This window comes from Nocardia sp. NPDC024068 (genome assembly GCF_040638875.1).
In the GTDB taxonomy this organism is placed as follows: Bacteria; Actinomycetota; Actinomycetes; order Mycobacteriales; family Mycobacteriaceae; genus Nocardia.
In genome coordinates this window covers 1-26,940 of sequence record NZ_JBEZYU010000066.1, presented here as the reverse complement: position 1 = coordinate 26,940, position 26,940 = coordinate 1, and the positions used below count along the sequence as shown (strand labels likewise).

Here is a 26,940-nt window from a genome sequence, read left to right as displayed (position 1 = left end):
GCGAACGGACGGACGGCCGATGCGGGAGCCCCGCACGGTCACGTCGAAGACGGAGGTAGGTCCGCCCCGGACCGGCGATACCGGGGGTGGCCGACCTGCCCTTCGGCAGTTACGAGAGTTCACCCGAACAGGCCCTCGCCACCGCCACCCGATTCATGAAGGAGGGCGGCGCGCACGCGGTGAAACTGGAGGGCGGCGAACGCGTCGCCGCTCAGATCGCACTGCTCACCGCGGCCGGGATCCCGGTGATGGCCCATATCGGGTTCACCCCGCAGAGCGTCAACACCCTCGGCGGGTTCCGGGTCCAGGGCCGCGGCGAGGGTGCCGAGGGCCTGCTCACCGACGCGATCGCGGTCCAGGCGGCGGGCGCGTTCTCGGTGGTGATGGAAATGGTGCCGGCCGAACTGGCCGGCCAGGTCACCCGCAAACTCACCATTCCGACGGTCGGTATCGGCGCGGGCGCCGACTGCGACGCCCAGGTCCTGGTCTGGCAGGACATGGCGGGCTACACCAGCGGTAAGACCGCCAAGTTCGTCAAACGGTTCGCCGCGGTCGGCGACGAACTGCGGGAGGCCGCCGCCTCCTACGCCGACGAAGTACGCCGCGGCACCTTCCCGGGTCCCGAACACAGCTTCTGATCGGCTCCCACCGGCAGGCACCCCCACCTCGTCGCGAGATGGCAGACTCGAAGTCGACGATTTCGACTCGAGTACAGAGGTACTGATGCGGCGACGCGCTTGGACAACACGGGGTGCCCTGACGGTGGCGGGTATAGGAGCGGCGGTGCTGCTCACGGGATGCGGCGGGATGCAGACCGGATCACCGGCTCCGGCGTCTTCCGGCGCCCCGGCCACCACGACCGGTACGAGTTCCGCGCCGCAGAGCACCGGGGCGGCGCCGGCCACTCCGCTCGAGGTCCCCGACGCGGCCGCGCAGAATTTGTGCGCCATGATGCAACCCGAACTGTCCAACTGGCGGGTCCAGGGCCCCACGCTGGGCCGCGTCGGGCTGAACGCACTGGTTCACGAGTGGGCGCTCACCAACGGCGGTATCAACGGACAGGTCCTGGCCGATAAGGCCGTCGTCGACCGGGTCACCACCCAGGCCTGCCCCGATGCGCACACCCAGGCCGTCGAGGCGCTCGAACTCCCTGATCTGGCCTCCGGCCTGGCGTTCTGATGCGCACGCTCTACCCGCCGCTCGAACCGCATGATCAGGGCATGCTCGCGGTCGGCGACGGTCAGGCGATCTATTGGGAGTCCAGCGGGAACCCGGACGGGAAACCCGCGGTATTCCTGCACGGCGGGCCGGGCGGCGGCACCTCGCCGCTGAACCGCCGCTATTTCGACCCCGGGCGGTACCGGATCGTGCTGCTGGATCAGCGTGGTTGCGGCCGGTCCACCCCGCATATCGCCGACGGTGCCGATCTGTCGGTCAATACCACCGCGCATCTGGTGGCCGATATCGAGGCGGTGCGCCTCGCGCTCGGTATCGAGAGCTGGCTGGTATTCGGCGGTTCCTGGGGTTCGACCCTGGCGCTGGCCTATGCGCAGCAGCACCCGCGGCGGGTCACCGAATTGGTGTTACGCGGCATATTCCTGCTGCGGCGTAAGGAAATCGATTGGTATTACAACGGTAGCGCCGGATATGTGTATCCGGACGAATGGGAGAAATTCCTCGCCCCGATTCCGGAGTCCGGGCGCGCGGGCGATCTCGTCGAGGCCTATCACGAACTCCTGAACTCTCCCGATCCGGAAACCGCGACCGCGGCGGCGGTGGCGTGGTCCACCTGGGAGGCCGCGACCAGTTCGCTGCGCCCGGATCCGAACCGGGTCGCCGATTCGGCCGACCCCCGTTTCGCTCTCGCGTTCGCCCGTATCGAGAACCATTACTTCCGGCACGGCGGTTTCCTGGACGAGGCGCAGCTGCTGCGCGATATCGAGGCGATCGCCGGAATTCCGGGCATCATCGTGCAGGGGCGTCACGATATCGTGTGCCCGGCCGTGAGCGCATGGGATCTGCATCGCGCCTGGCCGGGCTCCCGGCTGCATATCGTCGACGACGCCGGGCATTCGGCCACCGAACCCGGAATCGTGCACCATCTGGTCGAGGCGACCGATTTCTTCGCCGGAACGGGCCGGCCATGAGTAAGAACACCGCCGGAGCCGCACTCACCGCGGCACTGCGCGCCGATATCGAACGACTACTCACCGCCGAGCCGGAAGTCCGTGCCGACGAGGACGATTCGGTACATCAGATGCGGGTCGCGACCCGGCGATTGCGGAGCGTGCTCCGCTCCTACAAAAAGCTGCTCGACGCCGACGCGGCGAACCGGATGCGCACCGAACTCTCCTGGCTCGCCGGCCTGCTGGGGGTAGCCCGGGATGCCGAGGTGCGCGGCGAGCGATTCACCGCGCTCCTGGACCGATTCGCCGAGGCCGATTGCGCCGCACTGGAACCCACCCGCGACCGGCTGGTGCGCGCCGAACAGGACCGCTACCGCGAGGCCCACGCGGAAATACTCACCGCTCTCGACAGCAAGCGCTATCGCGCGATGCGCCGGGAACTGAAGACCTGGCGCGCGAACCCGCCGATGCCGAAATCCGCGCGGAAAGCCGACGCGGACGAGGTATTCGACAAGGTCCTGCGCGCCGACCGTAAACGGGTGCGCGGACTGATCCGCGCCGAGCCCACCGCCGCCCCGGCCGACCGGGTGGAGTTGCTGCACGATATCCGCAAGAGTGCCAAGCGTTTACGGTATTCCTGCGACGCCGCGAAGCCGACTCTGGGCGAGCGGGCCGCCGATCTCGGCACCCGCGCGAAACATCTGCAGACCGTGCTGGGCGATCACCGCGACGCGGTCGAATCGTTCGACGCGCTGCGCGCCCGCGCGGCCGAAGCCCGCGCCGCCGGCGAGGACACCGCGCTCTACGTGACCCTGGCCGACGCGGAGGACACCGCGGCCGGCGGGCATCTGGCCCACTACCCCGCGGCCGCCGCGGCCATCGACAAGAGCTGAGCCCCGCGACCCCTGAAACGCCGCGAGCCGGTACCGGATTTCCGGTACCGGCTCGCGCCGCGAAAAAGCCTGCGTCACTGCAACGCCAGCATGGACCCGCTCAGTTCGTGCAACGGGCCGAACACGGTGAACACCACGCGGCCGTTCGGATGGGCCGACGACACCGCGGCCGCGGAGTCCAGCGCCGTGCCGAACGAGGGCGCCGAAGGATGCGGGATACCCGCGAGGGTATGCCCGAAATTGTTGTCGTGTACCCACCGGGTGTCCGCGGGGCTGAGGTCCACCCGCACACCGCCGGGCAGCGGCGTCACCGCGACCGCGCCGGCCGAACCGGCGCCCACGGTGGCGAGAACGGATGCGGCACCGGCGATGAACGCTCCGGCTGCCAAGGTACGTGCTACCCGCATATGTTTCGTGACCTGTCCTTCAGAGGTATGAATCGGCCCGCGACGTGAGCTTCGATGCACCGGGGCGAGCCTGCCGACGCGCCTACTTTATGACGCCGGTCACCATTTATGCCAGTTCTACACGAATAACTCGGGAAAAACTCACCCCGCGCACACAACTGCTACTGTGGCGAACCGTAAGCGTCCGACGATATCCGAGCTGGAGTTTCATCACGTATGTCCACTCTCATCTATGACTATCTGCTTCCCATCCTCGGCCCGCAGCAGGCCACCGCGCTGGCGCAGATGCTGGTCATCGGTCCGTCGGCCTAGTAGCCGCTGGATGAACATCGTCCCCCGCCCGGCGGGGGGCGGTGTCCATCTCGCGGAGTTACCATCCGGCTCGTGATCAGACCATTCAGCCTGTTTTCCGCTGTCCTCGTCACCTGCGCCCTGGCCGGTACCGCCTGCCAGAGCGAGAGCAACACCCCGGACGCGGAGATCACCGCGACGGCAGTCCGGACGAGTCCCGACTCCGCCGCCCTCGATCAGGTGAAGGCCGGCTCCTTCGTCATCGGCTTCCGGGGCGGATTTCCCGCCCTCGCCGAAGGGCGTGACGATGCGGCGATCGCGGCGATCTTCACCGAAACCTGCGCCGATATCCGTTCCGGCACAACAGAGAACGAGGCGGTGAGCGCGGTGAGCGATCGGCTCGGCGAGGGCGGGACGCAGGTGGGTCCCCAGGAGGCGCAGGCGGTGTATCAGATGATCGCGGTGATGTGCCAGGGGCAGTAACCGCCTCGGCAGCGCGGCGCCACCCGGCCGTACCGGTCCGATGATCCGGTACGGCCGACAGCGATCGGCGGGCGGATGAGCCGGCCTCTAAGCCGGATCCTGTCCCCGGTTCGCACCGGGTGGCGGCCATCCATCTGGGCACACCGTTGCCGGGTACCTCGAGCGGTCCACCCGCAGGCTCGGGCGAGCAGCCCTCGGACACCTGCGCAATCGCACCGTGAGGTGCGATCTTCGACCTTGCTCCGGGCGGGGTTTACCTAGCCGCCCCGGTCACCCGGGGCGCTGGTGCGCTCTTACCGCACCGTTTCACCCTTACCGCGCGGCCCTCACGGGCCGCGGGCGGTCTGTTTTCTGTGGCACTGTCCCGCGGGTCACCCCGGGTTGCCGTTAGCAACCGCCCTGCTCTGTGGAGTCCGGACTTTCCTCGGCCCCGGGCGTGATACCGAATGGTATCCGTTCCCGGTGCCGCGGCCGCCCGGCCGACTCATCCGCCGCAACAGAATACCCGGCCGGCCACCGCCGCCACGGCCCGGTCACGATTCACTGCGCCGGGTCGGCCAGCAGTTCGCGGGCCAGGATCGCGCACCACCACTGCTCGACTCGATCCGGTGACCAGCCCCGCTCGTCGATCAGCACGGTGAACACATCGATGTTGCACAGGGCCGCATAGATATCGACGGCGTCGGCGGCCGCCAGCCCGGGCCGCAGGACGCCATCGGGCCAGCCGCCGAATACCTCGACCCGGGTCCCGTCGGCCCGGCGGCGGCCGTCGCGGTACTCCTGTGCCAGCTCGGGTTCGGTGCGCCCGGCGTCCCGGAGCAGGGTGATGACATCCCCCGCGCCCTCGAACAGCCGCCGGTCGTAGCCGGCCATCGCGGCCAGCTGAGCGGCGGGGCCGGCGGCAGCCTCGAGCTCGGCGAGCATCCGGGGCAGATCACCGGACAGGTCGGCGGCATCCGCCAGAGCCCTGGTCAAGCCCGCTTTGTTGCCGTAGACCGCGTAGACGGTCGGCACCGAGACGCCCGCCGCCCCCGCGACCTCCCGCACGGTGGTCGCCGCCCAGCCCCGGGTCACGAAGAGTTCCCGTGCACAGCGGGCGATCCGGGCGCCGGTCTCCTGCGCCTGGGCCGTTCGGTGCAGCGATTCGTATCGGCGTCGTATCGGTTCGCCGTCCATCTCTTCCCTTTCGGTTTATTCGGCTTATATTCAATATATGCTTGCTAAAGTAGCCGACGCCGCGGCGTCCACCAGAACGGCCGGCGTGGCGGCCATAGGATTCGCCCTCCTCATCGTCGCCGCCAATCTCGTCGTCGTTCCCGCCGGCATGCCGTCACCGGGCGCACCCGCGTCCGAGGCCATCGAATTCTTCACCACCGCCGATCAACCCACCGGCACCATCGCGGTGTTCCTGCCCGCCGCCTGGATCCTGGCCTCGGTGTTCGCCGGCGGCGCCGTGGCCGCGGTCCTGCGCGCGAGTACCCGCGCTCCGGCCGGGGCGGCGTACGCGGGTTTCGCCGGGGTGCTGTTGCAGAACGCGGTGTTCACCGTGGTGGTCGCGCTGCGGCTGGCCATGTCCGCACTCGACGATCCGGACCAGTTGCGCACGCTGTGGGCCGTGCACGAAGCGCTGTTCGGTTTCAACGGCACCTTTCTCGCACTGGCCATGCTGGGGCTGGGGACCGCGGGATACGGTGCCGGAATCCTGGGCCGGTGGCGCTTCCTGCTCGGAATCCTCGGCGCCGCGCTACAGTTCGCGTCCGCGTCGCTGACCTCGCTGATCGCCACCGGTCACGACCGGCTGAGCGTGCTCGGACTGCTCGGCTGGCTGCTCTGGGTGGTCTGGCTGATCGGCTACGGAGTCGCCCTGATCCGGCGATCGGAACCCGCCCGCGGCGACGCGCCGGACCCCGGAACACCGCGGAAACGTGAGAGCGCCCACCCGGCCTGACAGTTCACCGGCCGCGAGAACTGGGTACGGTCGATCTTCATGGAGCGTGTGGAGGTCGGCTTCCCGTCGGGAGGTCAGAAATGTGCCGGCTGGCTGTATCTGCCGGCAGGCCCACCCAAACCCCGCCCGATCGTGGTGATGGGGCATGGGCTGGGCGGGAACCGGGAAATGGGATTGGACCGGTTCGCGCGGCGGTTCGCCGCGGCGGGGATGGGGGTGCTGGCCTTCGACTACCGGCATTTCGGCGACAGCGACGGCGACCCCCGCCAGATCGTCAATCTCACCAGACAACGCGAGGATTGGACCGCCGCCATCGCCTACGCCCGCACCCTGCGCGGGTTCGACGCCACCCGCATCGCACTGTGGGGGACATCGCTGGGCGGCGGGCACGCCCTGTCGGTGGCGCCCGACGACGCCTATATCGCCGCGGTGGTGGCCCAGGTGCCGTTCGTCAGCGGTATGCGCTCGGCGCTGGCCAAGGGGCCGCTGAGCCTGATCAAGGTGGGCACCCTCGCGTTCACCGACCTCGTATTCGGCACCCTGCTCCGGAAGCGGGTGGGTATCCGGCTGGCGGGCCGGAAACGCGCGGCGGCCATGATGAGCGGCACCGACGTGCCCACTGGATTCGGCCGGCTGGCCGAGGAGAGCCGCGCCTACCGGCCGAAGATCGCGGCCCGGGCGGCCCTGTCGATCCTGTTCGACCGACCGGCCCGCCACGTCAAGGAACTGAAGATGCCGGTGCTGTACGCCATCTGCGAGGCCGACAAGGTCACCCCGGTCAAACCCGTTCTGCGGGCGGCGGGCAAAACCAAGCACGCCGTGGTGAAAAAATATCCGGGCGGCCATTTCGATATCTACTTCGACGAGGTCTTCGAACAGGCCGTCTACGACCAGACCGATTTCCTCACCTCGATACTGCGCCCCTGACGGGAGTCACGAGTACCGGGACCACTGCGCCGATCCCGGTACCACGCAGAGTCACCGGGCCGCCGTCCTCCCGGCCGCCGGCCCGGTTGGGGTCATTTCACGAACGAGACGTTGAACGGGTACTTGTGTTCACGCCCGCCGTTGGCCGCGATACCGCCCATGACCTCCAGGACGATTCCGGCGATCCAGATGATCGGGAACAACAGCAGCCCGATCAGCACGAACATCAGCACCATGGACACCACGTAGCCGATGGCGAGCAGGATCTGGAAGTTCAGCGATTCCACCGCGTGCCGGCGCACGAACTCGTCGCGGTCCTTGTACATCAGCCAGACGACGAGCGGAGCGATGAACCCGAGCACGATGGCGCCGAAATGCGCCAGCATCGCCCAGGTCTTGGCATCGGAGGGGGACACCGGCTGGGCGCCGGGGGCGCCGTAGGGCTGCGGGGCCCCGTAGGGCTGGGGGGCGCCGAATTCCGGCTGCGACCGATACGGCTGACCCTTGGTCGGGTCGTATGGCGGCTGAGGTGCAGTCATCACATTCCAAACTCGCTGGTAACAGGACGTTTTCGAGAATAAACCCCCGAACCCGTATCCGGGAGTGCAAAAACACCACACCTTGGTGAACGGTCCCGCGGGCCGCCCTCGCCGTCATTCCCGGGCACGCCCGGAAACCGGCCCGACCTGCACTGTCCCGCGAGCACAGCCATCCGCCGGAGATCTTGTACCGCCACCCTCTCGATCCGCGCGCTCCCACGTTGTTAGATGGCGTAAGAACTTATCGCCCACAGGAGAGGACCTATAACCCATGGCCGAGAGGATCGCAGTGGTATCCGGCGCCGCCCGCGGAATCGGGGCGGCAATCGCCAAACGGCTCGCCTCCGACGGGATGAAGGTCGGGGTCCTGGACCTCGACGAAGCCGCCTGCACCGACACCGTGAAGGCGATCACCGAGGCCGGCGGTCAGGCGATCGAACTCGGCGCCGACGTCAGCGACGAGGAATCGGTGACCGCCGCGGTGGAACGGCTGGCCCGGGAACTGGGCGAACCGACCGTCGTGGTCAACAACGCCGGCGTGCTGCGCGACAACCTGCTGTTCAAGATGAGCGTCGACGACTGGGACACCGTCCTGGGCGTCCACCTGCGCGGCGCCTTCCTGCTGACCCGGGCCGCCCAGAAGTACATGGTCGAACAGAAGTACGGCCGCATCGTCAACATGTCCAGCACCTCGGCGCTGGGCAACCGCGGTCAGGCGAACTACTCCGCCGCCAAGGCCGGTATGCAGGGCTTCACCAAAACCCTCGCCTTCGAACTGGGCAAATACGGTGTCACCGCCAACGCGATCGCCCCGGGCTTCATCGTCACCGATATGACCGCGGCGACCGCCGCGCGGGTGGGCGTGGATTTCGAGGACTTCCAGAAGGGCGCCGCCGCGCAGATCCCGGTGAACCGGGTGGGTCAGCCGGAGGATATCGCGCATACGGCGTCGTTCCTGGCCAGCGAGGGGGCGGGGTTCGTGTCGGGGCAGGTCATCTACGTCGCGGGCGGTCCGCGGGACTGACGGCAGCGTGGCGGGACGCCGGTCCCGGCCGTCCCGCCACACCCGTCACTGTTCGATGGGAACGATTAAAAGTCCAGGTCGGACCACTGGATCGTGATCGGGAACGGGTGATTCATCGTGATCGACCCTGTATCGGTCGGCGACCAGGCGCCCGCCAGGATGTAGTTGGCACGGTGTAGCACCGTGATGCCCGGTCCGGGAGGATTCACATCGGGTACCAGGGTGTAGGCGTGAACATGAGCGATCGCGCTGCGCTGGGTCGCCAGGGTCACCTCCCAATACCACGGGATGCCGGCTTTTGCGTAGCGGGCCTTCTTCAACTCCATATCGGCATCCGAATTCGACGGTGACAGTACTTCGCCCACCAGCACCACTCGATCGGAACGCACATACTGATAGGGCTCGTGCATACACCGGTAGACCATGAAGTCCGGGGTGACGAAGTCCGACATGCCGGTCCGGCCGAAGAACACATTGGTCTCGGTACTCACCCGCCAGCACTGCTCGGGATCGGCCGACATCGCTGTACGCGCACAGCGCCGCAACCCGTTCCAGAGCAAGTTGGTGAACTCTTGGTGTTCATGGGGGCCACGCCGCAACCACACCACTCGTCCGTCCCAGAGTTCGATGCGCTCGGCGATCTCCTCGGGTAGGGCCTCGAGTTCCTCCCAGGTCATGTACTCCGGAAGGTCGGGGCGCTGCACATCTGGCCGCGACATGCTGCCATGGTAGCCCAGCCAGACCGTTGGCCTGCGGGTTCAGCATTTCGCGCGCACTCTTACGCAATCCGCATCTACGGGCGCGAAGACCTGGGATCCCGACCGTTGACGGACACGGTTAACACGTAGGCGTGGGCGCGACGATGGTGCCAAGGAAGAGTTTGGACTGACATCTGGAGGACTATGCGCCCGACGCACACACTCGGCACCGCTCTGGCGGCGGCTTCGCTGATCTGCGTCCCGATCATCACCCTCGCGGGTCCCGCGGCGGCCGGCCCCGCGATACAGGAGCCACTCAACACGATGGTGACCGAAGGTAGTGGCACCTGCTACGGAAATATCCGGGGCACCGTCGACGAACCCACCGGCCGGATCACTCTTACCTTCGCCTTCTACAACATCGACCCCTCATTCGTCGCCGACCAACCCTCCGACCCGAACGGCCCCTGCCGGACCACCGCGTACGTGACCTGGCAGAACCTGGACACCGATGCCACCGGCGAAGTTTCGATACCGTTCGCCGGCGCGGCGGGCTCGGTCGCCGACCCCGACCAGCAGCTGCCCTGGTATGACAGCGCCCAGCTGCCCACCGATCCCGGCCGCTACAAGGCGACCGTCACCACCAGGGAGCGGCACTGGCCGGATTCGGTCTCCGTCGAATACTCGCTGTAGACAAGGTGATACCGCGCCGTCACCGCTACGGCGACGGAAAACCCCCGCCCAGATCCAGATTTCCCCGTAGAGACGAGCGTGTAGGTCACGCAAGAAAAAGTCGGTGAGTAGTTCATTCAGACCGAGGCGGCCCCTCGATCACCGCGATCACCAGTTCTTCGGTTACCTCCGCCTGAAGGGCCCGCTCCAGGTCGTACACCGCCGCTTTGCCTAAGGGGTCTCCGAGCAGGTCACGAATGGCGGGGAGCAGCATGCCCGCGTCATCGTCGGATACCGGTGTTTCGCCGTACCCCGGCGAGGAGGACATCAAGCCTCGTGGCGACGCTCGGCCAGGAACTTCACGACCCGTTCCGACCGCACGAACCCTGTGGGTACAGTGCGCCGTTCCAAGCGCGCCGACGCTTCGGTCGACCGCTCCGCCGATCGCCTGACGGCAGCTCTGTCCACGATTTTCCCCGCACCCTCAACATGCTCCACGTCCCACACCTCACTCTCCCGATCTGGCCGGACAAGTAATACGCCGCAATCGATCGTCTGAGTCGGACCGCCCGCCGAGAGACCTTCTGAAGTGGGTTTCAGGTTGTTTCAGGGTCCCTTCAGCACCGTCCTGCGACAGTGGCTGCCGTAACGGGGCTCGACACGCAACGGTGAAAGGGGATCGGGAAATGGACCGGACGGTGCGCATCGGCGGGGATCGGTATCGGGTGGTCGGGAAGGCCCCGCTGTCGGCGGTATCGCGGGCTTGTTATGGGAAGTTCCGGTTCGAGCTGCGGCGGGTCGCGGATGGATCGGCGTGGACGGTGTTCGGTACGCGGGTCACCCCGGCCTCGGAATTGCTCCGCGGCGACTGACGGCACGGCAACGGTCTCGTAGCATCCTGGGTAAAAGCCTTACCGCGCAGGGCGGTTCGTCGCATCCTCGATATATGCGGATACGACGAATCGGACCCGAGGATTGGCGGACCGCGCGGGCGGTCCGATTGGACGCTCTGGCCGGGTCACCGCCCGGCACCTTCTCCAGCACGTACGCGGAGGCCGTGCGATGGGAGGAACATCGATGGCGCGAGTGGATGGCACAGCGCGACGTGTTCTTCGTCGCCGAATCGGAGGCGCGGCCGGTGGGGTCGGCGGGGGTCATCGACACCCCGGCCGGCCCGGAACTGGTGTCGATGTGGACCGCGCCCGTGGCCCGGCGTACCGGCCTGTCCGATCGGCTGGTGCGGGCCGTGATCGAGTGGACCCGGCGTGCGGGGCACCGGAGCCTGCGGTTGTGGGTGCTCGACGGTAATCGCGCTGCCGAGCGGCTGTACCTACGCACCGGCTTCGCCCGGACCGGCGCGATGCGGCCGTGCGACGTGGCCGATCCGCGACCCGAGAACGAAATGGCGCTGATGCTTCCCCGAGGTCATGTTCAGCCCTCGAGAGACGCACATGCGTCGATATACTTCGCTATGTGACGCATCTACGGATAAAGGACGCCGCCGCGCTCCTCGGTGTCAGTGACGACACCGTGCGGCGCTGGATCGACCAGGGGCGGCTCGGGGCGGTCCGGCTGGAGAACGGGCGCCAGGGCGTGCGGGGGCAGGAGCTCGCCGGGCTGGCCCGGGAGATCGCCGAGGCACCCGAACCAGGGGTGACCGTGGCGGCGTCGGCGCGCAACCGGATGCGCGGCATCGTGACCCGGGTGGTCACCGATAAGGTGATGGCGCAGGTGGAGATGCAGGCCGGACCTTTCCGGCTGGTCTCGCTGCTGAGCCGGGAATCGGTGGACGAACTCGGGCTCGAAGTGGGCAGTGTGGCGGTCGCGTCGGTGAAATCGACGCATGTCGTGGTCGAGATCCCGGAGAGCTGACGATGAGTACTGCAAAACGATTCCTGCGCTGTGCGGTTCCCGTTGCCGTCGTGCTGGCCGCGCTGACCGGATGTTCGTCCGCGGACACCAGCGACGAGGACGCCACCGGTATCCGCGGCACGGTGAACGTCTTCGCGGCGGCCTCGCTCACCGAAACCTTCACCACCCTGGGCGAGCGGTTCGAGGCCGCCAACCCCGGGGTGGACGTGGTGTTCAACTTCGGCGGCAGTTCCACCCTGGCCGAACAGATCGCCCAGGGCGCCCCCGCCGACGTCTTCGCCTCGGCCGCGCCCCGCAATATGCAGCAGGCGGTGGACTCCGGCGAAATCACCGCCGCGCCGGTCACCTTCGCCCGCAACCGGCTCGAAATCGCGGTGCCCACCGGGAATCCGGGCAGTATCAGCGGGCTGGCCGATTTCGGCCGGCCGCAACCGCGGATCGCGCTGTGCGCCGAGCAGGTCCCGTGCGGGGCCGCGGCCCAGAAGGTGTTCGACGCCGCGGGGGTCACCCCGCAACCCGATACCCGGGAGCGGGATGTGAAGGCCGTGCTCACCAAGGTGCGGCTCGGCGAGGTCGACGCGGCACTGGTGTACCGCACCGATGTGCGGTCCGCCGAGGACACCGTGATGGGAATCGAATTCCCCGAAGCCGATAAGGCGATCACCGACTACCCGATCGCGCCGGTCGCCGCCGCACCCAACCCCGCGGCCGCCGCGGCGTTCGTTCAGTTCATCGGGTCCCCGCAGGCTCGGACGGTCTTCACCACCGCCGGCTTCGACACGCCGTGAGCGTCGCACCCGCGGTGCGGCGGCGTACCGCGGCGCTGCGCAGGCGCCGGGCAGTCCGCGGCAGGCGCCCGCTGATCCTGCTGGCGCCCGCCCTGCTGGGGCTGCTCTTCCTGCTGGTGCCGCTGGCGGGTCTGCTGGTCCGGGCGCCGTGGCGGGAGCTGCCGGCGCGGTTGTTCAGCGCCGAGGTCGGCCAGGCGCTGCGGCTTTCACTGCTCTGCGCGAGCCTGGCCACCGTGCTGTGCCTGGTGCTGGGGATTCCGCTGGCGTGGCTGCTGGCCCGCGGCGACCTGCCCGGCCGCGGCCTGGTGCGCGCCCTGGTCACCGTGCCGCTGGTACTGCCGCCCGTGGTCGGCGGGGTGGCACTGCTGCTGGTACTCGGGCGGCGCGGCCTGATCGGTCAGTATCTGTACGACTGGTTCGGCGTCGCGCTGCCCTTCACGACGGCGGGTGTGGTGGTGGCAGAAGCCTTCGTCGCCATGCCGTTCCTCGTGATCTCCGTGGAGGGTGCCCTGCGCGGCGCCGACCCTCGCTACGAAGAGGCGGCCGCCACGCTGGGGGCATCACGGTGGCTGACATTCCGCAGGGTGACGCTGCCGTCGATCCTGCCGGGGGTGATCGCCGGGACCGTTCTGTGCTGGGCGCGCGCCCTCGGTGAGTTCGGGGCCACCATCACCTTCGCCGGGAACTTCCCCGGCCGCACCACCACCATGCCGCTGGCCGTCTACCTGGCGCTGGAATCCGATCCGGCGGCCGCGATCGTCCTGAGCCTGGTGTTGCTGGCGGTGTCGGTGCTGGTACTGGTCGCACTCCGGGAGCGCTGGATTCGGGGGGCACTGTGACACCATCGGCCCGGAGGGACGCTATGACAGTATCGGCCCGGAGGGCACGGTGACGCTATCGGCCGCGCTCCGGGTGGGCCGCGGCGATTTCACCCTCGACCTGGACCTCACCCTGGCTCCCGGTGAGGTTGTCGCGCTGCTCGGCCCCAACGGCGCCGGCAAGACCACGGCACTCCGGGCGCTGGCCGGGCTGACACCGCTCACCGGCGGTTCGATCCGTCTCGACGATCAGATCTGGGACGAACCCCCGGGCGACTTCGTCCCCGCCGAACAGCGTTCGTGCGGTGTGGTCTTCCAGGACTATCTGCTGTTCGCTCACCTGGACGCACTCGACAATGTGGCCTTCGGCCCGCGGGCACGCGGGATGCGCCGGGCCGCGGCACGCGAACGGGCGGCGCACTGGCTCCGGCGGGTGGGGCTGGCCGAATTCGCGCACAGCCGGCCCCGCGCACTGTCGGGAGGGCAGGCCCAGCGGGTCGCCCTGGCGCGGGCGCTGGCCGTCGAACCGCAACTGCTGTTGCTGGACGAGCCCCTGGCCGCCCTGGATGCCGCCACCCGGGTCCGGGTGCGGTCCGAGCTGGCCCGCCATCTCGGCGACTTTCCTGGGCATACGCTGCTGGTCACCCATGATCCGCTCGACGCGATGGTGCTGGCCGACCGGCTCGTCATCGTGGAGCACGGCGGCATCGTCCAGCAGGGGCCACCGAGCGAGATCGCCCGGCGACCGCGCTCGGACTATGTGGCGGAACTGGTGGGGCTCAACCTGTTCCGCGGGGTGGCCGGCGGGACCAGGGTGCGTCTCGACGGCGGCGGCGCACTCACCGTCGCCGAACCGGCCACCGGCCCGGTGCATCTGACCTTCGCGCCGGCCGCGGTCGGCCTGCATCCCGACCGGCCCGCGGGCAGTCCGCGCAATATCTGGCCGGTGACCGTGGCCGGTCTGGAACAGCACGCCCACACCGTGCGGGTGCGTCTCGACGGCGAAGTACCGGCCCTGGCCGATATCACCCCGGCCACCGTCGCCGATCTCCGCATCCAGCCGGGGTCGGCGCTGTGGGCGGCAGTGAAGGCCACCGAGATCCACACCTATCCGGCATGACCGGGGCGCGTCCGGCGACTCGGGTATCGCACGGTGTCGCACGGGCCGCGCTCGACAGGTCTTCGCCCCGTCAGAGAAAGCTCGTGTCGTTGACCGCCCGCACCGACGCCCCGCCGTCGGGATAGAACTCCGCCAGCGATAGCGACGCCAGGTCCAGATGCAGGCGGTACAGCAGTGACGGGCCGACCCCGAGGGCGAGTTGCAGCAGGGTCTTGATGGGGGTGACATGGCTGACCACGACGATATTGGCGCCCGGGTAGCGGGCCACCAGATCACCGCGCGCCGCTTCTATCCGTTCCCGGACCTCGTCGAAGCTTTCCCCGCCGGGTGCGGGCAGCGACGGGTCGCCGAGCCACCGGGCATGTAGTTCCGGATCACGCTCGGCCGCCTCCGCGAAGGTCAGCCCCTCCCACTCGCCGAAATCGGTCTCGGTGAGACCCTCCACCACCCGGACCTCGAGGCCCAGGGCGGCGCCCGCCGCCTCCGCGGTTTCGCGCGCCCGCCCCAGCGGAGAACTCACCACCGCGGCGATATCACCTCTGGCCGCCAGCATTTTCGCGGCGCGCGCCGCCTGCTCCCGGCCCACCGCGGTGAGCGGTGGGTTACCGCGACCGGAATAGCGGCGCTGGATCGATAGTTCGGTCTGGCCGTGCCGCAGCAGCAGGAACCGGGTCGGCCGGCCGGTGGCGCCGGTCCAGCCCGGCGACGCCGTGGCACCCGAGAGGCGGGCGGCCGCGCTGCGAGCGTCCGCCGAAACCGGCGAGCCGGTGCGCTGTTCGGGTTGACCTGCCGTGGGTTCGCGGGCCTGGTCGGCACGCCGTTCGGGCGGCCCGGCAGCAGGCCTGCCGGCAGCATTGTCCGCGCCGCCGGGCCCACTCACGTCACCGCCCCGCGCCGCGGGCTGCTGAGACTCCTCGGTGGCGTGTATCTCCGCCACCAGGCCCGCATCATCCATCGCCTCGTTGGCGAGCCGGTCGGCATGCGAGTTCTCGGCGCGCGGTATCCAGCGATAGGTCACCCGCTCGAATCCGGCGGCGAGGCGGCGGGCCCGGTCGGCGAGTGGGATCAGCGCGGGGTGTTTGATCTTCCAGCGCCCCGACATCTGCTCGACCACGAGTTTGGAATCCATCCGCACCGACACCACCTGCGCGCCCAGTTCGGCGGCGGCTTCCAGTCCGGCGATCAGGCCCCGGTATTCGGCCACGTTGTTGGTCGCGACCCCCAGCGCCTCTTTACGTTCGGCGAGCACCCCGACCCGGTCGGCGTCGAAAACCACCGCACCGTAGCCCGCCGGACCCGGGTTGCCCCGGGATCCGCCGTCGGCCTCGACGATCACTTCCCGCACACTCATCCCGGCCTCCCGATCCGCGCTCGCCCGCTACCCGCTACTGCCCGGCGTTCACAGTCCGGATTCTTTGGTCCGCACCAGCACCGCACCGCATTCCGGGCAGCGCACCACCAGATCGGGTGCGGTTTTCGCGATCCGGGCGATCTCGCCGCGGTCCAGTTCGATCCGGCAGGCCCCGCAGCGGCGGGCCTGTAGCAGCGCCGCGCCGATCCCGTGGGCGGCGCGCTGGCGGTCGTAGATGGTGAGCAGTTCGCCGGGAAAGTCACCGACCAGGTTCGCCCGGTCGCCCTCACAGCGCTGCTGTGCCACCTCGAGATCACCCAGCGCCTGGTCGCGGCGTTCCCGCGCGGTGGCGAGCTCGGATTCGGCATGGTCGAGGCGGGCGCCCGCATGCTCGTGATCGGCGGCGGAGGCCTCGCGGCGTTCCATCACCTCCAGCAACTCGTCCTCGAGCACCGAGCGCCGGCGCTCCAGGCTGCCCAATTCGTGCTGCAGTTCGGAGAGCTGTTTGGCGCCGACCGATCCGGCCTCCAGCACCCCGCGGTCGCGTTCCTCGCGTTTGCGGACCGCCTCGACTTCGCCCTCCAGTTTGCGGATATCGCGGTCCAGGTCGTCGAGGACGATCTCCACGGCCACCGCCGCGTCCTTCTGCGCGTTGCGTTCCGCCTCGACCCGGTCGACCTCCTGCTGTTCGGGTAGCACGCTGCGCCGATGGGCGATCCTGGTCAACTCGGTGTCGACCTCGGCGAGACGCAGCAGCCGGGTCTGAATCGATGGTTCGACATTCAACGCGAACGAACTCCCTGCACACTGTGGACGGATAGAGGGTCCACCGTACTCCGGCCGCCGCACCGGTCCGGCCCCCGCCGCTCCGATCGGCTCGACAGGCAGGTCGGGTGGCCGATCAGTGGCCGCACCCGACCGTCCACGGGTCGGTGCGGATCGCCGACACCCGGGTGTCCAGGCCGGGGAACCGCGCGCCGATCACCCCCGCCGCCTGCGCGCACCAGGGGAACTCGGTGGCCCAGTGCGCGGCATCGATCAGCGCCGGGCCGGAGCTACGCAGATATTCGTCGGCGGGATGATGCCGCAGGTCGGCCGTGAGATACGCGTCCACCCCGCGCCGGGCGGCGGCGTCCAGTAGCGAATCCCCCGCGCCGCCGCAGACCGCCACCGTGCGCAGCACCCGGTCGGGGTCACCCGCGGCCCGCACACCCCACGCCGTTTCCGGGAGTGCCGTGGCGGCCCGGGCGGTGAATTCCCGCAGGGTCAGCGGTTCGGCGAGGCGACCGACCCGCCCCAGCCCGAGCCCGCCGGGCAGCGGCGCGCGTTCGGTCACGTGATAGGCCGGTTCTTCGTAGGGGTGGGCCGCCCGCAGTGCGGCCAGGATCCGGGCCCGGTGCGCGGGTGCCGCGACGACCTCGATCCGGTCCTCGCTCACCCGGGTCAGTTCGCCGACCGAGCCGATGGCCGGTTCCGCCCCCGCCAGCGGCCGGAACTGCCCGGTTCCGGTGACCCGCCAGGCGGCCTCGCGGTAATCGCCCGCACCACCGGCGCCGGCGTCGAACAGCGCGCGCAGCACCTCATCGGACCGGTCCCGCGGGATCTGCACGGTCCATTTGTCCACGGCGGCGGCCGGTTTCGGGTCCAGGGGGCCGGTGACCGTCAGTCCGAGCGCTTCGGCGAGCGCGTCGGAGACTCCGGGGTCGGCCGAATCGGCATTGGTATGCGCGGTGAACAACGCGCAGCTCGCGCGGATGAGCCGGTGCACCAGCGCGCCCTTGGGCCGGTCGGCGGCGACGCTGTCGACCCCGCGCAGCAGCAGGGGGTGGTGCGCCACCAGAGCCTGCGCGCCCCATCGCACCGCCTCGTCGACCACGGCCTCGGTGACATCGACGGTGAACAGCACCCGCCGCACACTGTCGCGCGGATCCCCGCACACCAGACCCACCGAATCCCACGGTTCGGCCAGTCCCGGCGGATAGGCGGTATCCAGCGTCTCGATGAGGTCGGCCAGTTTCGCCACGGCACACCTTTCGTCAGAGCGCGTTTCTTCAGGGGACGTTTCCCGAGGGGGTGTCGGCGACAATCATGTCCCGTCCGTGATCCGGTGGCGCGCACCGGTCGCGCGCAACACCTCCACCAACCGGTCCACCTCGGCGGCCGGCCGCACGGCCACCCGCAGATGATCCGGGCCCAGACCCGGAAAAGTATCGCAACGCCGGACGGCGATCCCCTGCTGACGTAGCTGTTTGCGCAGAATCTCGCCATCCCGGACGCGCAGCAGCAGGAACGGCCCGGCCGCGGGCCCGGCGACCTCGAATCCGAGCGCGCTCAGCCGCGCGGCCATCGCCCTGCGCTCGTGCCCGATCTCGACCGCGCGGGCCTGTGACCCGGCCACCGCCGCGGCCTCGGCGGTCGCGGCGACGGCGGTGAGCTGGAGGGTCCCCAGCGGCCAGTGCGCCCGGCCCCGCGCCAGCCGCCGCAGCACCTCGGGCGACCCCAGGAGATACCCGCAGCGCAGGCCCGCCAGGGCCCAGGTCTTGGTGAGACTGCGCAGCACCAGCAGCCCGTCGCCGGCCTCGGCGGCCAGCGATTCCGGTTCCCCGGGCACGGCGTCCATGAAGGCCTCGTCCACCACCACGATCCGGCCCGGCCGGCACAGCGCGCGCAGGGTGGCGGCGGGATGCAGGACCGAGGTCGGGTTGGTGGGGTTGCCGACCACCACCAGATCCGCCGCGGCCGGGACCAGCGCCGGGTCCAGCGTGTAGGGCGGTTCCAGCACCACCCGGGTGACCGCGACGTCCGCCTCGCGAAGGGCGAGTTCGGGTTCGGTGAAGGACGGATGCACCACAGCGGCCAGCCGGGGCCGCAGGCGTGGCAGCAGCGCGAAACCCTCCGCGCCGCCGGCGAGGGTGAGTACCCGGTCCGCCTCGACCCCGTGCCGCCGGGCGACCGCCTCCCGCGCCTGCCGGGCATCATCGTGCGAGGGGTACCGGCCCAGCGTGTCCAGGGCCCCGGCCAAACGCTCCCGCAGCCAGGCGGGCGGCGCGCTCCCCTGCACGTTCACCGCGAAATCGAGCAGGCCCGGCCGGGCCTCCACATCACCGTGGTGCCGTAAACCCGCGAGATCGACGTGGTCGGCGAACATGAGACGCACCCTACGTGGCGCCCGATACGCCCGACCCGCCAGAATGGCAGTCGTGGGTGAGCTGCACATATCGTTCGTCTGTACCGGCAATATCTGCCGGTCGCCGATGGCGGAGAAGATCCTGGCCGGGCATCTGACCCGGGCCGGACTCGGCACCCGGGTCCGGGTGAGCAGCGCGGGCACCCACGACTGGCACACCGGTTCCGATGCCGACCGGCGCACCACGGCACTGCTGCGCCGCCACGGCTACCCCGTCGGCCACAGCGCCGCCGCGTTCGGCACCGCGCACGCCGATGCCGATCTCGTGGTCCCGATGACCGCCGAACACGACCGGCACCTCGCCGCGCTGGGCGTACCGCTGGACCGGCGCCGCCTGCTGCGCAGTTTCGACCCCGACGCCGACGACACCGACGTACCCGACCCCTACTACGGCGACACCCCCGAATTCGAGCTGGTCCGCGCTCAGATCGAGGCCGCGATCCCCGGCCTGCTCGCATGGATCCACACCACGCTCGCGGCCCGCGCCGCCGGGACCGGGGAGCCCGCCTGATGCGGCGGCTCACCTTCCTGCTGCGGCCCGGGTGGCTGATCCTCGCCGCGCTCGTGGTCGCGTTCGCGTACCTGTGCTTCACAGTGCTCGCCCCCTGGCAGCTCGGCAAGAACGAGTCCACGTCCGAACGCAACGACCTGATCGCCGATTCGGTGGATGCCGACCCGGTCGCGGTGACCGGGCTACTGGACGCGGACCCGGGTACCGCCACCGAATGGCGGAAGGTGTTCGCCGAGGGCACCTACGTCCCGGGCTCGACCGCGCTGGTGCGGTTGCGTCACCTCGACGGCGCCCCCGCCTACGGGGTGCTGTCCGCCTTCACCCTGACCGACGGCCGCACCCTGCTCGTCGACCGTGGCCTGGTGGCGGCCGTCGACGGTTCCCAGCCGCCGCCGATCGAGGAACCCCCGGCCGGGGTGCAGCGGGTGGAGGGCCGGGTCCGGGTATCGGAGAACGTCGACCCGCAGCGCAGTCCGGCGGCGCAGAACGGGATCCCGCACGTGTACTCCATCGACGTCCCGCAGGAGTCCACCGTGCTGGGCCTGCCGCTCACCCCGATCCCGGTCGGTGACCGCGGCGCCTACCTGCAACTGTCGGAGAACCAGCCCGGCGCCTACACCCCGGTGCCGCTCCCGCAACTCGATGCCGGCCCCTACCTCTCCTACGGTCTGCAGTGGCTGGCGTTCGGCATCATGGCGCCGCTCGGTCTCGGTTATTTCGTCTGGGCCGAGATCCGCGAACGCCGCAAGAAGAAGGCCCCGGCATCCGCCGCGCCCGCGCCCACCGCGGCCGGTCCTGATCCGGACCCCGCACCGGCGACCGCCGAGGCACGCCTGGCCGACCGCTACGGTCGCACCCGCCCCTGACCGCTGCGGCGGAGCCGGAGGTCACGGTGTCGCCGGACCCCTACGGCCCGCCCGGACCGCACCGCCGCAATGCTCGGGCCAGTGGTACCACCGCCACCGCCGTCACCACCGCGGCATACTGCACCAGCTCCGACAGCCGGACCGCGCGGCGCAGGTCGGCGACTCCGGGCACCGGCCCGGTACCGAGTTCGGGCCGGTACTCGACCCCGTGCCGGTATTCGGTGCGCCCGCCCAGCCGCACCCCGAGCGCCCCGGCCGCGGCGGCTTCCACCACACCCGCGTTCGGGCTCGGATGCCGGGCCGCGTCGCGCCGCCAGGTCCGCAGAACCTCGGCCGGCCGACCCCCGATCAGCGGCGCCACCAGTGCGGTGAGCACCCCGGTGAGCCGGGCCGGCAGCAGATTCGCCGCGTCGTCGACCCGGGCCGCCGCCCACCCGAAGCGGCCGTAACGCGGGTTGCGGTACCCGATCATCGCGTCGAGGGTGTTGATCGCGCGGTAGCCCAGCAGCCCGGGCACCCCGGCCACCGCACCCCAGACCAACGGCGCGACCGCGGCATCCGCGGTGTTCTCGGCGATCGATTCCAGCGCCGCCCGCGCCAGCCCGTCGGCGTCGAGCGATTCCGGGTCACGTCCGCACAGCGAGGGCAGCAGTTCCCGGGCTTCGCGCAGATCGCCCGATTCCAGGTGCCCGGCCATCTCCCGTCCGGTCCGGGCCAGGCTCCGGCCGCCCAGCGCCGTCCAGGTGGCAGCGGCCACCGCCACCGTCCCGCCCCGATGCAGGATCGCGCCCGCGCCCAGCACCCCGCCGACCAGGACCACCTCGTGTATGAGCCCGGCGCGGCGCCGGTCGGCGTAGGTCACCGACTCCAGACGCGCCGCGAGCATTCCGAACCCCGCCACCGGATGCCACCGCCGCGGATCGCCGAACACCCGGTCGAGCGCGAAACCGATCAGCAACCCGGCCGCCGTCGAAACCCCACTACGCACCGGGTGAGGTTATCCATCCGGGTGGGGGCCGCGATGGGCAGGTGAACGGTCCCGTCCGCCCGGGACCGTCCGGCGGGCCCACCCGGCCCCGGAGCACCGTATCCGTCGCGCCCGGGCACTGCTTTCGGAGCGGAATATTCGGTGACCCGGTCCGGCTGTCACACATCGCAGGCTGTGATCGTCTACCCGGCGACACCTCCTCCGCCCGCCTGCCGGGCCGTGACCGAACGGGGATTGCAGTGACCGACCGATCCGCTCTCGACGATCCGGCCGAACTGGCGCGGTGTTTCGAAGAACTGCGCCCCTACCTGCGCCGGCTCGCCTACAGCACCCTCGGCAGCCTCGCCGACGCCGACGATGTGGTGCAGGAGGCGTGGCTGCGTCTGCAGCGGCACCAGCGATCCGGTGGCGCGCCGATCGACAATCTGCAGGCCTGGCTCAGTACGGTCACGGGCCGGCTGGCCCTGGACCAGCTCGGCTCGGCGCGGGTGCGGCGCGAACAGTACGTCGGGGAATGGCTGCCGGAACCGGCCGTCACCGAATGGGAGGATCCGTCGGACCGCATCTCCCAGGACGAACGGGTGACCATGGCGCTACTGGTGGTCCTGGAATCGCTGTCCCCCGCCGAGCGCACCGCGTTCGTCTTGCAGGACGTATTCGGTATGTCGGGCCCGGAGGTCGCCGAAGTGGTGGGGCGCACCCCCGCCGCGGTCCGCCAGCTCGCCTCCCGGGCCCGCAAACGGGTCGAGAGCGGCACGCCCCGCTTCCCCGCGTCGCCGGACGAGCACGAGCGGGTGGTCTCGGCATTCGCGCTGGCCTGGCGATCGGGCGATATGGACGCGCTACTCGGTGTACTCGACGCGCAGGTCACCTTCACCGCCGACGGTGGGGGCAAGGTCTCCGCCGTCCGCCGGCCGATCTCCGGCGCCGAGCGGATCGCCGAGGTGCTGGTCGGCTGGCACCACGCCCCCGCGGCGACCGCGGGCTGGGGCCGCACGATCGAGGTCAACGGGATGCCCGGCCTGCTCATCTTCGACGGCCGCAACCACGGCATCTTCTCCTTCACCGTCGACGCGGGGCGGATCACCGCGATCCACGCGGTCCGCAACCCCGACAAGATGCGTGACCTGCCCGCCGGGGCCGGTCCGGAATGGTTCCTGCGTGACCCGGACGGCGAATGAGCCGTCGGGCGCTCAGGGCGGTCCCCGGTTCGTCCCGGGACCCGCGTCTCACCGCGCCGACGGCACCGGATCCGGGCGGGTTAGGTTCACAGTATGAGGATCGAAGTCAGCGGACATCAGCCGGATATCCACCAGAGCGCGTGGATCGCGCCCACCGCCACCGTGATCGGCAAGGTGAAGCTCGAGGCACAGGTCAGCATCTGGTACAACGCGGTGCTGCGCGGCGACAGCGAGCTGATCACGGTCGGCGAACGCACGAATATCCAGGACGGCTGTGTCCTGCACGCCGACCCGGGGTTCCCGGCCACCGTCGGTGCGGGGGTATCGGTCGGCCACAACGCGATCCTGCACGGCTGCACGGTCGAGGACGATTGCCTCATCGGGATGGGCGCCACGATCCTCAACGGTGCGGTGATCGGCCGCGGCAGCCTGATCGCGGCCAACGCGCTCGTTCCGGAGGGCGCGCAGATCCCGCCGGGTTCGCTGGTGGCCGGCGTACCGGGCAAGGTACGCCGCGAACTGACCGCGGAGCAGCAGCGCGGCGTCGAGCTGAACGCCATGGTCTATCTGCATCATATGTCCGAGCACCGCACCGCCAAGGAGCTGTGAGACCGCTGCCGTCACCGCCCCGGCCGTTACTGGACAAGCGTCCAGTAGGCGGCTGATAGCATGGAGGCGACGTATCCGCGGAGACGGGCGAGCTCGAAACCCGCTGTCCTGCAAGGAATCGGTGTTTCGGGCGAGCCCGAGCATGTGGGCACCGAGTGCCGGCAGGAGGTATGACGGGTGGTGGCGTTCGAGCGTTGTGAAACGCGCCGGCCCAGCGGGCGGATCAGCGTGGCGGATATCGCCGCGCAGCCGGGGGGAATCGAGGCGTTACGGCGGCGGGTCCACGAACTGCGTTCCCGAGGAGTGGATTTCGCGGCCAACGCGATAGAGCACGAGATGGCCGAGCTCGATCTGCCGCCGGAGTGATACCCGGCACGAAACCAACGCGCAGGTCATTTGGCGCGTACACGGTCCGATAGGGTGTGGAAACCATGCCACCCGTACCGCCGATTCTGCAGCGCATTCTGTCCGAGCCCGCCGCCGACAGCGGGAAGATCCTCGACAGTGCGTTATCGGCATTCCTGGACTTCGGGATCAAGCGCACCAGTATGGGCGAGATCGCCCGCCGGGCCGGGATCAGCCCCGCGACGCTGTACCGGCGCTTCGAATCGAAGAGCGACCTGGTGGAAGCGGTGACGATCCGGGAGGCGCAGCGGTTCGTCGCCAAAATCGACAACCGGGTGCGCGGAGTGGCCGGATCCGAGGACCAGCTGGTCGAGATCTTCGTCGCCTTCATCTCGGCGATCGCCGGCAACCCGCTGCTGCTGCGCCTGCTGCGCACCGAACCCGACCTGATCCTGCCCCGCCTCACCACCGAGGCCGGACCGATCCTGGCCCTCGGCCGCACCTACCTCGCCGCCAAACTGCGCGAACTCCACGACAGCGAGGCCGATGTCGATTTCGACCCCGACCTCATCGCCGAGATCATGGCCCGGCTGGCCCAGTCGCTGGCACTCACCCCGGACGGCCTCATCCCCATCGAGGACGAAGCCGCGGGTCGCGAGTTCGCCCGCCGCACCCTGCTGCCGATGGTGTCCGGGCACACCACCGGCTGATCCACCCGGCGAGGGCTCACAGCGCAAAGGCCCTGTTCACCAGGTCGTTCAGGTCCGTTTCGCCTGGTGGATCGGCCGCCGGGTCCTCGGTCAGCACCCGCACCCGGCGGACGATCGCGGCCGCGGCGGGAGTCGCGGGATCCGGTAGCGGCAGCCGCGATACATATTGGGTGATCCAGCGCCGGCGCCCGGAGTAGAGCCGGTTACCGCAGACCGCGTCGTAGAACCGTAATCCCAGCGCCGAATTCGCCACCCCCATCATCAGGCACGCCAGATCCTCGGCCCGCGCGTCCGCACCCAGATCGGCCAGCGAGATCCAGTAGCAGTCACCGTTGACCACCGCCCCCGAACGGTCCAGCGCGAACCGCGGCCGGTCGCTGATATCCGGGAACACCACCTTGGGTACCCGCCACAGATGTGGGCGTTGCGGCACCCAGTGCTCGAACCACTGCCGGCCCGCGCCGGTGAGATAGCCCCGCGCCGCCAGCAGCTCCCGATGCTGTTCCAGGTAGGCCGCGGTGCGCGGATAGCGCGAAAGGTCCACCGGCACCCGACGGGTCCGGTTCGGCTCGTAGGGGTACAGCACCCGAGTCGCGCGCGCCCGGTCGATCCGCCACGGTCGCAGGTCGTGATGGGTGATCAGGTCACGCAGCAGCTCCGGCTCCTCCGCGGGATCACCCCACTGGGCGGCGATGAAAACCCGGTCGGCATTGGTCTTGATCCCCACCCGGATACGTCCGAGATCCCCGAACGTATGCCACATACGGTCCGACACCGACCGCAACCAGTCGTCGTGCCCCACCCGGGACATCCGCCACCCCACCGCCGCCGCTTCCGCACCCGCCGCGGTCTCCAGCTCCCCCACTGTCACCGCGAACCTGCGGCCCTGCCGCCGCACCGTGGCGTCGGCCTCGCCGCACAGCGCCGCGAACAGATCACCGTCCGCTGCCGGGCCGGACAACTGTGTCGACGCTCCGCCCGCGCCCGGCCCGGACACGCCTGCCGCCCCACGGGCCTCCGAGCCGGACACCCGTGTCACCACATCAGTCTCAACCCGCCCCGACACACCTGCCGCCCGACCGGCCGCCGAGCCGGGTGCCCATAACTCCGCGGCAGTCCCACCCCGCCCGGATACCTGTCTCGCCGGGTCCGACCGGCCCGAGCCGAACAGGGGTGCCGCCTTACCGGGCCGCGGCGGGCCGGTCGGCCCACCGGGCGGCTCCGGAACCTCCACGGTCACGTCCGCTATATCCGCTGCGAGCTCACCGCCGCCCGCTCGCGCCTCGTCCTGATACACCGAGACATACCGGCACGGGCCACGCGACCCGCCGCGCACCGCGATCGTCACCGCAGGCAGCACCGCCGCCTCGAACAGTTTGGTGTCACCGAGGTCGTACAACTCCACCGGCGACAGCTCCGCCAGCAACACGGCCCGCAGATTCGCCCCCGCCTTCGTGGTCAGGAAGCGATTCGCGCACAACAGTCCCAGCACGCCCCCGGGCACCAGCAGTCGCGGCAACGCCGCCACGAACGGATGGGTCAGATCGAACCGCCCCCGCAACCCGAACTGCCCCCGCAGCGCTTCCGCCGCCGCCCCACCCAACTGCTGAGTGCGCACATACGGCGGATTCGCGATCACCGCATCGAACGATTCGGCCGGCAACCCGGCGCACTCGGCGAGAAAATCGGCCCGCCGCCACTGCGCGTCGACCCCGGCACCTTCCGCACGCCGCCGCGCCGCCGCCAGCCCCTCCGGATCGAGGTCGTATCCCACCAACTCGACACGCACCCCGGGACAACGTGCGCCCAGCGCATTCCGCATCGCGAACAGCAGTTCCCCCGCCCCGCACGCCGGATCCAGCACCCGCAGCCCCGACGCGGACACCGCAACCCGCGTCACCACCCGCTCGGCCAGAAACTCCGCCAGGTCGGCGGGTGTGTAATGCCGACCGTGCCGTTTACGCTCGCGAGCCCCCGCTGCATCGCGTCCCATGCGCAAGCATTCTCGTCGCCGGCCACCCGCACCGGATCCTTTTGGCTTTATCGGCGCGCCTCTCGGCGCGCACGAAGCCTCAGCGAACGATGTCCTCGCCGATGGCGCGCAGAATCTGGGCGAACCACACCAGGTCGTAGGCCAGCACTCGTCCGGGATCCGCGAGCAGGCTCCGCAACTGCTGCCCCGCGTCGGCAAGCGAACCGATCGTCAGTTCGGCGGGGGTGTTGTCGACGTCGTACACCGCGTCGGAAGGGACCCACCAGAAGTAGTCCTCGTCCACGACGACGGAATCTCGCTCCGTCACCGCCTCCAGATGTTCGAGAATGACATCGAACACCCGGCGCAGCTCCACCAGGGACACCCTCAAAGGCTCATCGGTCACGGACAGATCATGAAGCCCGAGCGCTCGACCCGAAACAGACGCCACGACCACACCTGGACCGCTCACGCCGCAAGGAGAAAAAGCCACCCTACGAACTCCGAACCAGCCCTCCGCGGCGCCGAGTTCAGCGAGGCCCACAAAGGGTTCGGCCCGCGTCTGCTGTCAGCCCTCGAAGCGCATGTGGCGAAGCCACGAGTCTCGAGGGCTG

Annotated in this window: 32 protein-coding genes, 1 other RNA gene and 1 pseudogene; 21 read left to right on the top strand and 13 right to left on the bottom strand. The window is 69.8% G+C overall.

The features are described from left to right. Positions 1-86 precede the first annotated feature (86 nt). From panB to AB0F41_RS28360, 4 genes and pseudogenes are all read left to right on the top strand, one after another. A pseudogene (gene panB / locus AB0F41_RS28375) lies at positions 87-638 on the top strand (3-methyl-2-oxobutanoate hydroxymethyltransferase); the annotation flags it as partial. A 145-nt stretch (positions 639-783) separates the two neighbouring features. Further along, the gene (locus tag AB0F41_RS28370) at positions 784-1,179 is read left to right on the top strand and encodes a hypothetical protein (protein ID WP_357429053.1); all 396 of its coding nucleotides are present in this window, start codon (positions 784-786) and stop codon (positions 1,177-1,179) included. Further along, positions 1,179-2,147, top strand: a complete 969-nt coding sequence (gene pip, locus AB0F41_RS28365) for a prolyl aminopeptidase (RefSeq protein ID WP_357429051.1) — start codon at positions 1,179-1,181, stop codon at positions 2,145-2,147. Before AB0F41_RS28370 ends, pip begins: the two co-directional genes overlap by 1 nt. Continuing rightward, complete coding sequence (locus AB0F41_RS28360) at positions 2,144-3,019, top strand: CHAD domain-containing protein (RefSeq protein WP_357429049.1); 876 nt, start codon at positions 2,144-2,146, stop codon at positions 3,017-3,019. The genes pip and AB0F41_RS28360 overlap by 4 nt, the downstream gene beginning before the upstream one ends. Positions 3,020-3,093: 74 nt before the next feature. Here the strand turns inward: AB0F41_RS28360 and AB0F41_RS28355 are convergent, their stop codons facing one another. Continuing rightward, entirely contained in the window at positions 3,094-3,426 is a 333-nt protein-coding gene (locus AB0F41_RS28355) for a hypothetical protein (RefSeq protein ID WP_357429047.1), read from the bottom strand. Positions 3,427-3,810: 384 nt separating this feature from the next. Here AB0F41_RS28355 and AB0F41_RS28350 point away from each other — a divergent pair, with 384 nt between their 5' ends. After that, complete coding sequence (locus AB0F41_RS28350; protein WP_357429045.1) at positions 3,811-4,200, top strand: hypothetical protein; 390 nt, start codon at positions 3,811-3,813, stop codon at positions 4,198-4,200. Between the two features lie 72 nt (positions 4,201-4,272). On the opposite strand, the gene rnpB is transcribed toward AB0F41_RS28350, so the two are convergent. Beyond that, positions 4,273-4,687: RNase P RNA component class A (gene rnpB, locus AB0F41_RS28345), an RNA gene on the bottom strand. Between the two features lie 53 nt (positions 4,688-4,740). Continuing rightward, complete coding sequence (locus tag AB0F41_RS28340; protein WP_357429043.1) at positions 4,741-5,376, bottom strand: helix-turn-helix domain-containing protein; 636 nt, start codon at positions 5,374-5,376, stop codon at positions 4,741-4,743. Positions 5,377-5,413: 37 nt separating this feature from the next. Between AB0F41_RS28340 and AB0F41_RS28335 the strand changes: the two genes are divergently transcribed. Both AB0F41_RS28335 and AB0F41_RS28330 read left to right on the top strand, forming a co-directional pair. Then, positions 5,414-6,148 carry a 2-oxoglutarate/malate transporter gene (locus AB0F41_RS28335; RefSeq protein WP_357429041.1) on the top strand — a complete coding sequence of 245 codons (735 nt, stop codon included), beginning with the start codon at positions 5,414-5,416 and terminating at the stop codon, positions 6,146-6,148. Positions 6,149-6,187: 39 nt separating this feature from the next. Then, positions 6,188-7,075, top strand: coding sequence for an alpha/beta fold hydrolase (locus AB0F41_RS28330; protein WP_357429039.1), 888 nt, complete (start codon positions 6,188-6,190; stop codon positions 7,073-7,075). 92 nt (positions 7,076-7,167) lie between these two features. Here the strand turns inward: AB0F41_RS28330 and AB0F41_RS28325 are convergent, their stop codons facing one another. Further along, a complete protein-coding gene (locus AB0F41_RS28325; RefSeq protein WP_357429037.1) occupies positions 7,168-7,614 on the bottom strand; it encodes a DUF4870 domain-containing protein in 447 nt (148 codons plus the stop codon). A gap of 271 nt (positions 7,615-7,885) precedes the next feature. Between AB0F41_RS28325 and fabG the strand changes: the two genes are divergently transcribed. Continuing rightward, complete coding sequence (fabG, locus tag AB0F41_RS28320; protein ID WP_357429035.1) at positions 7,886-8,638, top strand: 3-oxoacyl-ACP reductase FabG; 753 nt, start codon at positions 7,886-7,888, stop codon at positions 8,636-8,638. Between the two features lie 65 nt (positions 8,639-8,703). On the opposite strand, the gene AB0F41_RS28315 is transcribed toward fabG, so the two are convergent. Beyond that, positions 8,704-9,357 (bottom strand): Uma2 family endonuclease, encoded by a 654-nt coding sequence (locus tag AB0F41_RS28315; RefSeq protein ID WP_357429033.1) that lies wholly within the window; start codon positions 9,355-9,357, stop codon positions 8,704-8,706. 183 nt (positions 9,358-9,540) lie between these two features. Here AB0F41_RS28315 and AB0F41_RS28310 point away from each other — a divergent pair, with 183 nt between their 5' ends. Beyond that, the gene (locus AB0F41_RS28310) at positions 9,541-10,029 is read left to right on the top strand and encodes a hypothetical protein (RefSeq protein WP_357429031.1); all 489 of its coding nucleotides are present in this window, start codon (positions 9,541-9,543) and stop codon (positions 10,027-10,029) included. A 112-nt stretch (positions 10,030-10,141) separates the two neighbouring features. On the opposite strand, the gene AB0F41_RS28305 is transcribed toward AB0F41_RS28310, so the two are convergent. Then, positions 10,142-10,336 (bottom strand): hypothetical protein, encoded by a 195-nt coding sequence (locus AB0F41_RS28305; RefSeq protein WP_357429029.1) that lies wholly within the window; start codon positions 10,334-10,336, stop codon positions 10,142-10,144. A gap of 358 nt (positions 10,337-10,694) precedes the next feature. Between AB0F41_RS28305 and AB0F41_RS28300 the strand changes: the two genes are divergently transcribed. The 6 genes from AB0F41_RS28300 (at position 10,695) to AB0F41_RS28275 (ending at position 14,606) form a co-directional block, all read left to right on the top strand. Beyond that, positions 10,695-10,880, top strand: coding sequence for a hypothetical protein (locus tag AB0F41_RS28300; protein ID WP_357429027.1), 186 nt, complete (start codon positions 10,695-10,697; stop codon positions 10,878-10,880). A gap of 74 nt (positions 10,881-10,954) precedes the next feature. Further along, positions 10,955-11,485: a GNAT family N-acetyltransferase gene (locus AB0F41_RS28295; RefSeq protein WP_357429025.1), complete on the top strand. Its 531-nt coding sequence runs from the start codon at positions 10,955-10,957 to the stop codon at positions 11,483-11,485. Further along, complete coding sequence (locus AB0F41_RS28290) at positions 11,482-11,880, top strand: TOBE domain-containing protein (protein ID WP_357429023.1); 399 nt, start codon at positions 11,482-11,484, stop codon at positions 11,878-11,880. The genes AB0F41_RS28295 and AB0F41_RS28290 overlap by 4 nt, the downstream gene beginning before the upstream one ends. Before the next feature lie 2 nt (positions 11,881-11,882). Then, positions 11,883-12,668, top strand: a complete 786-nt coding sequence (gene modA / locus AB0F41_RS28285; RefSeq protein WP_357429021.1) for a molybdate ABC transporter substrate-binding protein — start codon at positions 11,883-11,885, stop codon at positions 12,666-12,668. Positions 12,669-12,703: 35 nt separating this feature from the next. Further along, on the top strand, positions 12,704-13,507 hold the full coding sequence (gene modB, locus AB0F41_RS28280; protein WP_357429059.1) for a molybdate ABC transporter permease subunit: 804 nt from the start codon (positions 12,704-12,706) through the stop codon (positions 13,505-13,507). A 49-nt stretch (positions 13,508-13,556) separates the two neighbouring features. After that, positions 13,557-14,606, top strand: a complete 1,050-nt coding sequence (locus tag AB0F41_RS28275) for an ABC transporter ATP-binding protein (RefSeq protein ID WP_357429019.1) — start codon at positions 13,557-13,559, stop codon at positions 14,604-14,606. Positions 14,607-14,676: 70 nt separating this feature from the next. On the opposite strand, the gene AB0F41_RS28270 is transcribed toward AB0F41_RS28275, so the two are convergent. The 4 genes from AB0F41_RS28270 to cobC form a co-directional block, all read right to left on the bottom strand. Continuing rightward, the gene (locus tag AB0F41_RS28270; RefSeq protein ID WP_357429057.1) at positions 14,677-15,951 is read right to left on the bottom strand and encodes a bifunctional RNase H/acid phosphatase; all 1,275 of its coding nucleotides are present in this window, start codon (positions 15,949-15,951) and stop codon (positions 14,677-14,679) included. Positions 15,952-16,005: 54 nt separating this feature from the next. After that, entirely contained in the window at positions 16,006-16,743 is a 738-nt protein-coding gene (locus AB0F41_RS28265; RefSeq protein WP_357429017.1) for a C4-type zinc ribbon domain-containing protein, read from the bottom strand. A gap of 115 nt (positions 16,744-16,858) precedes the next feature. Then, positions 16,859-17,980, bottom strand: coding sequence for a Nif3-like dinuclear metal center hexameric protein (locus AB0F41_RS28260; protein ID WP_357429015.1), 1,122 nt, complete (start codon positions 17,978-17,980; stop codon positions 16,859-16,861). Between the two features lie 63 nt (positions 17,981-18,043). Then, positions 18,044-19,105, bottom strand: coding sequence for an Rv2231c family pyridoxal phosphate-dependent protein CobC (cobC, locus tag AB0F41_RS28255; protein ID WP_357429013.1), 1,062 nt, complete (start codon positions 19,103-19,105; stop codon positions 18,044-18,046). 43 nt (positions 19,106-19,148) lie between these two features. On the opposite strand from cobC, the gene AB0F41_RS28250 reads away from it, so the two are divergent. Next, positions 19,149-19,655 (top strand): low molecular weight protein-tyrosine-phosphatase, encoded by a 507-nt coding sequence (locus AB0F41_RS28250; RefSeq protein WP_357429011.1) that lies wholly within the window; start codon positions 19,149-19,151, stop codon positions 19,653-19,655. Further along, positions 19,655-20,521 carry an SURF1 family cytochrome oxidase biogenesis protein gene (locus tag AB0F41_RS28245; RefSeq protein WP_357429009.1) on the top strand — a complete coding sequence of 289 codons (867 nt, stop codon included), beginning with the start codon at positions 19,655-19,657 and terminating at the stop codon, positions 20,519-20,521. Before AB0F41_RS28250 ends, AB0F41_RS28245 begins: the two co-directional genes overlap by 1 nt. 40 nt (positions 20,522-20,561) lie before the next feature. On the opposite strand, the gene AB0F41_RS28240 is transcribed toward AB0F41_RS28245, so the two are convergent. Further along, positions 20,562-21,509, bottom strand: coding sequence for a cobalamin biosynthesis protein (locus AB0F41_RS28240; protein WP_357429007.1), 948 nt, complete (start codon positions 21,507-21,509; stop codon positions 20,562-20,564). 233 nt (positions 21,510-21,742) lie between these two features. Here AB0F41_RS28240 and sigJ point away from each other — a divergent pair, with 233 nt between their 5' ends. From sigJ to AB0F41_RS28220, 4 genes are all read left to right on the top strand, one after another. After that, positions 21,743-22,690, top strand: coding sequence for an RNA polymerase sigma factor SigJ (sigJ, locus tag AB0F41_RS28235; protein ID WP_357429055.1), 948 nt, complete (start codon positions 21,743-21,745; stop codon positions 22,688-22,690). 93 nt (positions 22,691-22,783) lie between these two features. Beyond that, entirely contained in the window at positions 22,784-23,299 is a 516-nt protein-coding gene (locus tag AB0F41_RS28230; RefSeq protein WP_357429005.1) for a gamma carbonic anhydrase family protein, read from the top strand. 177 nt (positions 23,300-23,476) lie between these two features. Next, positions 23,477-23,665, top strand: a complete 189-nt coding sequence (locus tag AB0F41_RS28225) for a hypothetical protein (RefSeq protein WP_357429003.1) — start codon at positions 23,477-23,479, stop codon at positions 23,663-23,665. Between the two features lie 65 nt (positions 23,666-23,730). After that, positions 23,731-24,354 carry a TetR/AcrR family transcriptional regulator gene (locus AB0F41_RS28220; protein WP_357429001.1) on the top strand — a complete coding sequence of 208 codons (624 nt, stop codon included), beginning with the start codon at positions 23,731-23,733 and terminating at the stop codon, positions 24,352-24,354. A gap of 16 nt (positions 24,355-24,370) precedes the next feature. Here AB0F41_RS28220 and AB0F41_RS28215 read toward each other — a convergent pair whose 3' ends face one another. Further along, positions 24,371-26,347 carry a methyltransferase domain-containing protein gene (locus AB0F41_RS28215; protein ID WP_357428999.1) on the bottom strand — a complete coding sequence of 659 codons (1,977 nt, stop codon included), beginning with the start codon at positions 26,345-26,347 and terminating at the stop codon, positions 24,371-24,373. A gap of 79 nt (positions 26,348-26,426) precedes the next feature. Next, the gene (locus AB0F41_RS28210) at positions 26,427-26,732 is read right to left on the bottom strand and encodes a hypothetical protein (protein ID WP_357428997.1); all 306 of its coding nucleotides are present in this window, start codon (positions 26,730-26,732) and stop codon (positions 26,427-26,429) included. Positions 26,733-26,940: the final 208 nt, after the last annotated feature.